This window comes from Nonomuraea longispora (assembly GCF_004348345.1).
Classification (GTDB): domain Bacteria; phylum Actinomycetota; class Actinomycetes; order Streptosporangiales; family Streptosporangiaceae; genus Nonomuraea; species Nonomuraea longispora.
On the sequence record NZ_SMJZ01000015.1, the window covers coordinates 64659 to 73948 of the forward strand.

7 protein-coding genes are annotated in these 9290 nt (G+C 68.6%); 5 read left to right on the plus strand and 2 right to left on the minus strand.

From position 1 onward, the window contains the following. Window positions 1-18: 18 nt before the first annotated feature. The gene (locus tag E1267_RS06800) at window positions 19-927 is read left to right on the plus strand and encodes a resuscitation-promoting factor (RefSeq protein ID WP_132330895.1); all 909 of its coding nucleotides are present in this window, start codon (window positions 19-21) and stop codon (window positions 925-927) included. A 34-nt stretch (window positions 928-961) separates the two neighbouring features. On the opposite strand, the gene E1267_RS06805 is transcribed toward E1267_RS06800, so the two are convergent. After that, window positions 962-2152, minus strand: coding sequence for an FG-GAP repeat protein (locus E1267_RS06805; RefSeq protein ID WP_132330897.1), 1191 nt, complete (start codon window positions 2150-2152; stop codon window positions 962-964). Further along, window positions 2149-3987, minus strand: coding sequence for a serine/threonine-protein kinase (locus tag E1267_RS46195; RefSeq protein ID WP_281283595.1), 1839 nt, complete (start codon window positions 3985-3987; stop codon window positions 2149-2151). Before E1267_RS46195 ends, E1267_RS06805 begins: the two co-directional genes overlap by 4 nt. Window positions 3988-4126: 139 nt before the next feature. Between E1267_RS46195 and rsmA the strand changes: the two genes are divergently transcribed. From rsmA to E1267_RS06830, 4 genes are all read left to right on the plus strand, one after another. Further along, entirely contained in the window at window positions 4127-4966 is an 840-nt protein-coding gene (rsmA, locus tag E1267_RS06815; RefSeq protein ID WP_220449370.1) for a 16S rRNA (adenine(1518)-N(6)/adenine(1519)-N(6))-dimethyltransferase RsmA, read from the plus strand. Window positions 4967-6258: 1292 nt separating this feature from the next. Then, a complete protein-coding gene (locus tag E1267_RS06820) occupies window positions 6259-7455 on the plus strand; it encodes a helix-turn-helix domain-containing protein (RefSeq protein ID WP_132330914.1) in 1197 nt (398 codons plus the stop codon). 119 nt (window positions 7456-7574) lie between these two features. After that, window positions 7575-8801 carry an SAM-dependent methyltransferase gene (locus E1267_RS06825; RefSeq protein ID WP_246063559.1) on the plus strand — a complete coding sequence of 409 codons (1227 nt, stop codon included), beginning with the start codon at window positions 7575-7577 and terminating at the stop codon, window positions 8799-8801. Beyond that, window positions 8795-9133: a hypothetical protein gene (locus tag E1267_RS06830; protein ID WP_132330901.1), complete on the plus strand. Its 339-nt coding sequence runs from the start codon at window positions 8795-8797 to the stop codon at window positions 9131-9133. Before E1267_RS06825 ends, E1267_RS06830 begins: the two co-directional genes overlap by 7 nt. Window positions 9134-9290: the final 157 nt, after the last annotated feature.

A 9290-nucleotide genomic window follows, 5' to 3' on the forward strand; every position in this document is an offset into this window, starting at 1 on the left:
CGTAACCGGAGGTGGTCCGTGCGAGGCAAGAGGCGCGCGCCGCGCCCGCCCATCCCGTGGCGCTCCCCGTGGACGCCCGTCGTGTGCCTGGCGGGCGCGGTGGCGCTCGGCACGCTCGTGGCGACGTCCCTGCTGGTCAAAGAGGTCGTCGTGGTCGTCGACGGCGAGCAGGCGGCCGTGCGTGGCTTCGCGGGGACCGTGGAGGAGGTGCTCGCCGACGCCGGGATCTCGGTGGGCACCGGCGACGTCGTACGCCCGGCCGTGCGGGAACGCGTCGCCGACGGGGGCGTCATCGAGGTGCACCGCGCCCGCCCGCTCACGGTCACCGTGGACGGCCGTACCAGCACCCACCTCGTCACCGCCACCAACGTCGCCGACGCCCTGACCGAGCTGGACATCGAGCCGGCGAACGGCACGCTCTCCGCGCCGCCGGGCCGCGCGGTGCCGTTGTCGGGGATGGCGCTCACCGTCCACACCAGGCGCGAGGTCCACGTCGTCGCGGGCAACCGGCGGCTCACCTCGCGGACGACGGCCATGACCGTACGGGAGGTGCTCAAACGGGAACGCGTCACCCTGGGCCACGGACACCAGGTGACGCCGCCGCTGGACAGCTTCCCCGGGGACGGCACGGTCATCACCGTCACCCCGCGGCATCCCGAACCGGTCAGGCCCGCCGTGGCACGGCTCGACTGGCCGGCCCTGGCCGAATGCGTCGCCCACGGCGACCCGCTCGCCTACAACCCCGACGGGCCCCACTACGGCATGTATCAGTTCAGCACGCGCATGTGGGAGGCCGTGGGCGGGATCGGGCTGCCGAACGACTGGCCCGCGGAGGAGCAGACGTACCGGGCCCAGGTCCTCTACCAGCGGGTGGGCGGCGACTGGGCGAGCCAGTGGCCGACCTGCGGCGACCGCCTGCTCCGCTGACCGCCCTCCTGACGCCGGCTGCCTGTGCGAGCCGCTAACCGGCCACCGCCACCCCGAAGTCTGCGCCCTTCGGCGGCTGCAGCGGGCGCGGCGTCTCGGCGTTGCGGCCCGTCACCGCCACCCTCCCGTACGGCTGCGCGTCCGGCTGCCCCACGAAGAGTTTGTTGCCGCTGAAGGCCACCGACCAGCCGAACAGGCCGTCGCTGGTCGGCAGGACACGTTCCTCGGAGGGGTCCTGCCAGGACACCACCCGCACGCCGCCGCCGTAGGGTGCGCCGATGGCCAGCCTGCCGTCGTCCGACGTGGCCAACGAGAAGCCGAACGCCTGCTTGCCCGCCTGTGTCACCGTACGCACCGGTTTCCTGGCCTCGTCGAGCAACTGCACGTTCCCCGGGCCCGGCGAGCTCACCGCGTACCCGGCGTCGTCGGCGTAGGCCACCGCGTAGCCGTACCTGTCGCCTGAGGTGTCGGTCGGCGAGTCCAGCTTCGCCGTCGTCAGCTCGGCCGCCAGCACGTCGTCGATGAAGACGACCGAACCCGAGTCGATCTTGCCGTCCTCGACCTGGCGGCCCACGCCGTCGTCGTTCTCGTACGGAACGCCGACGAGCAGCCCGTTCCCCGGCCCGAACGCCATCGACCAGCCGAACTGGTCGCCCACCTCGCTGTTGCCCCGCACGTCCACGGACTCCTGGCTGATCCTGCGCAGTTCGCCGGTGCCCTTGCGCACGTAGACGGCGCCCACGTCGAGCAGCCGGTTCTCGTCCTCGTACGGTGCGCCGACCGCCACCAGGTCGTCCCGCGCCGCCAGCGACCAGCCGAAGTGCGCGAACCGCTGCGGTCGCGCCGCCGTCAGCCGCTGCGGGGGCAAGGAGCGGGCGCCGTAGACGACGTACGCGGCCCCGGCGTCCTCGGCGCCGTCGACGTCCGCGTAGGGGGCGCCGATCACGAGGTCGGCGCAGGCGTCCCCGTCGACCTTCGCCATCCGTACCGACCAGCCGAACGCGTCACCCCTGGCCAGACCGGGAACGGCGACGGGTAAGACCTTGTCGCCCGACAGCACGTGCACGGCCCCCTTCTGACCGTCGCCGAACGGGTCGCCCACCACCACGTCGGCCACGCCGTCACCGTCGAAGTCGGACTCTCCCGCGCAGGCCGTCCCCGAAGCGGACACGAGCGGCATTCCGGCAGCGAGCAGCAGCGCGACGAGAGTGGAACGTATCGTCACAGCGTGACCTCGATCTGTTTGCGGTCATCCGGCATGGTCGCCGTCATCTTCACGGGTTTGCGGTAGTTGGGCAGGTCGAACACGAACGCGCTGTCCACCCGCCCGCCAGGCGGGACGGCAGGGGGGAGGGTGACGGCCGCCGGATCGTGTTGGGCGCCACGGTCGTCGACCATGGTGACGGCGGGTTCGGCCAGCGGCACGCGTTCGCCGCCCGGGTTGATCACCGTCCAGCGGATCACGCAGAGCTGCCCCCTGGACGCCGCCGTACCCTCGTACGTCCTGAGCCCGCACTCCGGGACGGAGGCGACGACGGCGACGGGATCGTCGAAGTCCGGGCCCAGCGCGAACCTGCGGCCCACGTCGTTGGGGCGCGCGCCGGTGGCCCCCGGCGATACAGCGCCCGCGTCGCCCGGGGTGGTGCCGGTACGGCCGGAGGTAGCGATCAGCACACCGGCCGTCACGACGATGGCCAGCACGGCGGCCGCGGCGGCGATGAGCCAGCGGGTGCCGGACGTCCTGGCGCCGCCGAGCGTGGCCGGCACGTCGGCGGGCGCGGGGGTGCCGCGCTCGCCGGGCCAGGTGTCCGTACGGGTCGCGCTTCGCGACTTCGGCGCCCGTCCCTCCGGCTCCCCGCCCGTCCGGCCCGTCTGGGCGGGTCGCGGTGCTGCGGCCTGGTTCCGTGCGTCCCACCGGGCGAGATCCTCCCTGGCGGCCAGATCCTCACGCCGCGCCCGCTCCTCAAGGGACGCCGCACCTGGTTGCGCCCGCTCCTCGACGGGCGTCGCGCCCTGTCGCGCCTCCCGCGTCCCGCCCGGCGAGCTCTCGCGAGGGCTTTCCGCACCGGGTTGCGGCCTGTCGTGAGGGACGTCGTGACGGGTGTCGTCCTGAGGCGGCTCGGAGCCGGCCGGGGCGCCGATCGCCTCCCGCCGCGTGTCACCCGGCGAGGAAGTCGTGAACGCGGCCGTCACGTCCGTATCGTCCGGTTCTTTCTGCGGGGGCCGCCAGTCGTTCAGCATCCCGGACGCCACCAGCGTCGGAGGGTTGATCGACGGGACGGGTGTGTTCCCGCCCACCAGCGCGATCAGCAGGTCCTGCGCCGTCGGGCGCTGTGCCGGATCCATCGAGGTGGCCAGCCGGACGAGGTCGTCCAGCGGCGGGGGCAGCGTACCGAGGTCGGGCTGGGTGTTCAGGACGCGGTGGGCCAGCGTGATGGGGTCGCCACGGCCGAACGGGTGCCGCCCGTTGCCCGCGTAGGCCACCAGGCAGCCCCAGGCGAAGATGTCGGCCGCCGGGCTGACCGGCTCACCGCGTACCTGCTCGGGCGCCCACCAGCCCGGACTTCCCAGCAGTTCGCCGGAGAGCGTGAACCCGCTCTCCCGGTCGAGCGCCCTGGCGATCCCGAAGTCGATCACGCGGGGACCGGACAGCGAAAGGATCACGTTCGCCGGTTTGAGGTCCCTGTGCACCAGTTCGGCCACGTGGATGGCCGCGAGCGCCGCCGCGACCCCGAGCGCGACTCCGTGCAGCGGCCCTGGGTCTAAGGACCCGTGCCTGGTTATCTGGTCGGACAGGGGAGTGCCCGCGATGTACTCGGTCACCATGTAGGGCCTGCCGTCCCCGGTGTTGCCGTTGTCCAGCACCTGGGCCGTACAGAACGACGCCACCCGCCGGGCGCTGTCGACCTCCGCGTGGAACCTGGCCGCGAACCCCTCCTGGTTGGCGAACTCCGCCTTCACCACCTTGAGCGCGACGAACCGCCCCGTCGGCGCCCGCGCGAGGAACACGGTCCCCATGCCCCCCTCGCCGAGCCGGCCGAGCAGGCGGTATGGTCCCACCTCCCGCAAGTCCGTCGGGCGTAGGGGCGCGGCGCCCGTTGGCTCCATCAGGGACGTCCCTTCCTGTTCCACGCCATCCTCTCCTCTGGTTCCCCCGTACGCCATCTCAGGTTCTTCGATGCGGGAGACTAAGGAGATGATGAGGCTGTTGGGCCCTGCAGAAATACGTATTTTGGCGAACAAGCTAGATCTTCGTCCGACAAAAAAGCTAGGGCAGAACTTCGTGATCGACGGGGGCACCGTCCGCCGCATCGTGCGCGTGGCCGACCTGTCCCCCGATGACGTCGTCATCGAGGTTGGCCCCGGCCTCGGCTCACTCACCCTGGAGCTCCTGGCGTCGGCCGCGCATGTGGTGGCCGTCGAGATCGACCCGGTGCTCGCCCACCAGCTTCCCATCACCGTCACCGACCGCGGGGTCTCCGAACAGCTTACGGTGATCAACGCCGACGCCATGAGAATCTCCGAGACAGACCTGCTGGGCTTCACCCCCTCCGCCCTCGTGGCCAACCTCCCCTACAACGTCGCCGTCCCGGTGGTGCTCCACCTGCTGGAAGCGCTGCCGTCGCTGCGCAAGGGCCTCGTCATGGTGCAGTCGGAGGTGGCCGACCGCCTGGCCGCCGGTCCCGGCTCCAAGGTGTACGGGGTCCCGTCGGTCAAGGCCGCCTGGTACGCGGACGTGCGCAGGGCGGGCCCGGTCGGCCGGTCGGTCTTCTGGCCCGCCCCCAACGTGGACTCAGGGCTGGTGTCCCTGGTCCGCCGTGACCCGCCCGCCACGACGGCGTCGAGGGAAGAGGTGTTCGCGGTGATCGACGCGGCCTTCGCACAGCGCCGCAAAACCCTGCGCGCGGCCCTGGCCTCGTGGGCGGGCAGTCCGGCCCAGGCGGAAACCGCGCTCAGAGCGGCCGGTGTCGACCCGTCGGCCCGCGGCGAACAACTTGACATCCACGCCTTTGTCCGCATAGCCGAATCTCGCCCCTGATCGCCGCGCGGTGGCTGCATCACGATGCGTACGCACTGCCTGCCGGCGCCTGCACGGGCCTGATGGAACGGGCCTGATCGAGACATTGCCGGGATCGCCGCTCGCGAGCCGCCGGTCGGGGGCGGATCAGGACTTCGGCCGGCGATGCCGAGCGAACCAGGCTCGTGACGACCGCGGCAGAAACAGCAGCACGATGGTCGCGCAACCGGCCGGGGCGAGGGCGGCCATGGCCACGGCGATCACCATCGTGAATCCGCCCGCCACGGCTCCACTGGACGAAAGCGACCAGCACACTCCCGCCTTGGAACACCGCGACGGCGCTGAAGACGATCGCCGGCAGCCTTGGGCCTCGCCAGCCCTGCCACAGTCCCCACGCGACCGCCGCACACCGAGCAGGCCGAGGAGCGCTAGGGGCGTCCGGGTGGCGATCAGCGCGGCAGAGACCAGGCCGACGACTGTCCCGGCCGTGATGACAGGGATGGGGGCGTGCATGCTGCTGGAGGGTTCACGGCGGACACCCTAGGGCCGCACTTCCCGGACCCCTCCCGTACATCGTGCGGCCGGGGAACGAAAGCGGCCCTTGACCCGGCGTCCACACAGTCATAGGCGAGTCCCCGGGCTGTGTTCGTCCACGGTCCGGCACCGTCGCGACCCCGTCGTCCACAGAGAACCAAGGACGGCTGCGGACAGGGAAAAGAGATCGTTGAGGCCCTGGTCAGGGGGTTGCCACGTGTCTGACCTGCGAATACGCGAGGGAAGGTATCCGGGTGTCTCGTAGAGACTCACTGGTACTTACTGTCGCTGACTGTTCGCGGGCCATGCACGGGCCAAGCTTTCGGGTTGTGAGCTGGGGTTTTCCCGGCTACATGCCTCTCCCTCTGTAGCGTTCCCGTCTGTCGTCGGCCCGCATGCTCGGCTTGGTGTGGGCGATGCCAGGCGGGACGGCGGATCCGCGGCAGCCCTCTCATGGTCGTCGGGTCAAGATCATCACTATCCCGGAGTCTGACCCCCGCCGGAGGCGGGTCCTTCTATACCGGAGTTACGGCGAGTCCAGCGGGCCGTAGGCACGCAGTGCGGTGTCTGGCCCGAGGGGTTTCCCAAAAGGTCTTTGTCCTGCCTGATGGGGGCTCCATCAACGACTTGCAGGTAGCCGGTAGATCTCCGTTCCCTGGACATCGCGAAGGACTCGTGTGTCCACCAAGGGCAGGGTAAGAACTGGTTACTGTCGGCTAGCCTGGTGAACGCCACTAAACGCGGTGGGAGGGTGATGCACGGTGCCAAGTCACGAGGCCATGGGTGATCGTCTACGTGAACTTCGTAGAAGGCGGGGGATGACCCAAGAAGAGGTCGCCCATGCGGCTGGTCTAAGTGTCCAGGTGGTCAAGAAGATCGAACAGGGTGGTAGCGCCCGGCTTGAGACGCTTCATCAACTGGCGCGCACGCTAGGTGTAGTGACCCTGACCTTCGTCGGTTCCACGTCGCCGGAACCACGGGAGGCAGATCATGACGAGGCCGTGCTGAGCGATATTCGGTCAGCGATCAACCCGCCAATGGGTCTGAGCGGTCGTCCGGTCTACGGAACGGCTGACGGCGATGAGCTTGATCTCGCTCGTCTGAACAAGGCGGTTAACGCTATGACGGCCGCGTATCACTCAGACCGCTATGACAGCCTGGCAGGCTTTCTGCCTGCCCTGGTTCGCTCAGCACATCACCATGTCGAAGCGTATTCGGAGCGGCGAGACGCGCTACGGACGCGGGCGAACATCGTGGGACTAGCTGGCCGTTACCTGATTCAGGTGAGGGCTCATGACCTGGCGCTGGTCGCGCTTCACATGTCTCTGAAGGACGCGCTAGAGATAGGAGACACGCCGCTTGCGGCGGCGGCTGTGAGCGGCCAGGCGCACGCAATGCTTCGCCAGGGACGTTTCGACGAGGTCGAGAGGCTGTGCGCCGAGACTGCGCAAGAGCTTGAACCTCAGCTGTCGAAAGCAACACCGGACGAGCTAGCGGCCTGGGGCTGGATGCTTTTGAGAGCGAGTGCAGCAGCAGCGAGGAACAACCGTCCGCAAGAGGCGCGCGAATACATAGGGATGGCAACGGCGGCGGCTGGTCCGCTACAGCGCGAGCACAGGACGGTGGACAGTAAGACCTTCGGCCCGGTAACAGTCGCGCTCAAGGCGGTTGAGAACGCTGTGGTTGGTGGAGACGCCGCGAAAGCACTAGAACTCTCAGCGCCGCTGAGGCGAGGCGACGACATGACTGACGAGGAGTGGGACCGTCACCTGCTGGACGAAGCGCGGGCACATAGTGAGACAAACAACCCAGACGGGGCAGTAGATATCCTTTTGGGCATTCGTGGACGGAGCCCTCAGTGGCTCAGGTATCAGCAGATGGCGAGGGATACGCTTCGTGATGTGATGAGCAAGAGGGCGCGGACGCTCACTGGCGACCAACGAGTGTTGGCGGACTACATGGGCGTCTCAGAGTAGAAGGGCTACGTTACGTAGCCCTTCTGAACGCGGCACAGTCAAACGGCTGTGCTGCGTTTCTGTTTACCCAGGTATCTCACTCTTAACCTCGCACTAGTCGCACAGCGAGGGATGAGGAGATGAGACCCGACAGAGAACGAGTCGAAAGCCTCCACGGACCGTGGCCCAGCTCGATTGAGGAGCTGCAAGGTCGATATATCGAGCGCTGGAGGATCTGGCGAGAGCAGAAACCTGACGGGAGCCACTCGGAATGGGTTGCTCAGCAGGTGGGGAATGAAGCGGTCGAACTGCGCGCCCTCAATGGCGAGATGCTTGAGGAGCAGCTGAAGCAGTATGAGCGGCGCAATATCGCTGCCACTGCATCGTCGTCGGACCGCGAATCGTCCGTAGCTGGGGAAAAGACCAAAGGCATCCCAGATATCGAATCGTCGTCAAGCGAGCCGAAGAATGTCAGCAACCCCAGCTCAAATCTTCCCGCCCCGCCTGGGGAACAGGCGGTGTCGGTGGATGCGGATCTTCTGGGTCATCGGCGCAGGTTCCCGACAGGCAGTCCGCCCGTTGGCGCGGCGGTGCCGAATGTGGCGCGTATGTATGACTTCTGGCTGGGTGGTAAGGACTTCTACGAGGTAGATCGTGAAGCGGCTGCCATGGTGGAAGTGCTCCTTCCTGGTACGAAGAGGTACGCGCGGGCGAACCGGGCTTTTCTGGGTCGGGTGGTGCGGTTCCTGGCGGGTGAGCAGGGGATCGGTCAGTTCGTGGACTTCGGCACGGGCTATCCGAGCATGGGCAACGTGCATGAGGTGGCGCGGGAGTTCATCCCGGACGCGCGGACGGTGTACTGCGATTACGACCCGACGGTGTGCACGCATGGGCGGGCGCTGCTGGCCACCGACCCGTTGACGCAGATGGTTGAGGCTGACCTTCGCGAGCCGGAAGAGTTCCTAGAACATCCGGTGGTGAATGCGCTGCTGGATTTCGAGGGGCGGCGTACGGCGGTGCTGTATGTGGCGTCGTTGCATTTCGTGGCGGAGGAGTACGGGCCGCACGAGATCGTCAAGACGGTGATGGATGCGATGGCTCCGGGGTCGTTCCTGGTGGTGTCGCATGCGCTGGAGTCGGCGGAAACGCTGGCTGCGGCTGGCTCGGTGTACGGGCGGGCGTCGGCTCCGGGGGTGGTGCGCTCGGCGGAGGAGATCGAACGGTTCTTCACGCACGCGGGCTTGGAGTTGGTGGATCCGGGGTTGGTGCGGGTGCCGCTGTGGCGTCCGGAGCCCGGCGATCGGTTCTGTGAGGTTGACGCGGAGAACATGCATTTCCTCGCGGGCGTCGGGCGGAAGGCATGGTGAGGCCTGCGGCGCCGGTGTTGAGTCCGGCCGGGGCGTTGGCGCGCAGGCTGGCGGATCGGCTGCGGTGGTCGGGGATCGAGTCGCAGACCTCGGAGGTTGACGGGGTGGCGCTGGTGGGGATCTGGGTGGTGGATCTGACGGTGTGGTGTGAGTGCGGGCCGATCGGGTGGCGTTACCGGTGGCGGTTGGGCGCTGCGGTGTCGAGCGGGGTGTCGGGGTACACGTCGTGTCCGTGTTCGGCGCTGGAGACGGCGGTGGGGCGGATCGTGCGGCTGTATCGGGAGCGCTATACGGCGTTGTACGGGTCGGCGGCACCCGAGGAGCCCGCATGACCGGGGATGAGCGGGGTGATGAGTGGGGTGATGTGCAGGCGCGGCGGGATCGGTTCGGGCCGTTCGTTGAGGTGCGGTGGCGGCAGTCGCGGGTGGTGGTGCGGGAGCGGGTGTGGGTGGATTTCGTGGCGGCGGTGGGGTCGGGGGCGTACCGGCC

Coding starts and splice junctions, on each gene's coding strand:
- rsmA (WP_220449370.1), top strand. CDS start 4,127: ATGAGGCTGTTGGGCCCTGCAGAAATACGTATTTTGGCGAACAAGCTA.
- E1267_RS06830 (WP_132330901.1), top strand. CDS start 8,795: ATGGTGAGGCCTGCGGCGCCGGTGTTGAGTCCGGCCGGGGCGTTGGCG.
- E1267_RS06825 (WP_246063559.1), top strand. CDS start 7,575: ATGAGACCCGACAGAGAACGAGTCGAAAGCCTCCACGGACCGTGGCCC.
- E1267_RS06820 (WP_132330914.1), top strand. CDS start 6,259: ATGGGTGATCGTCTACGTGAACTTCGTAGAAGGCGGGGGATGACCCAA.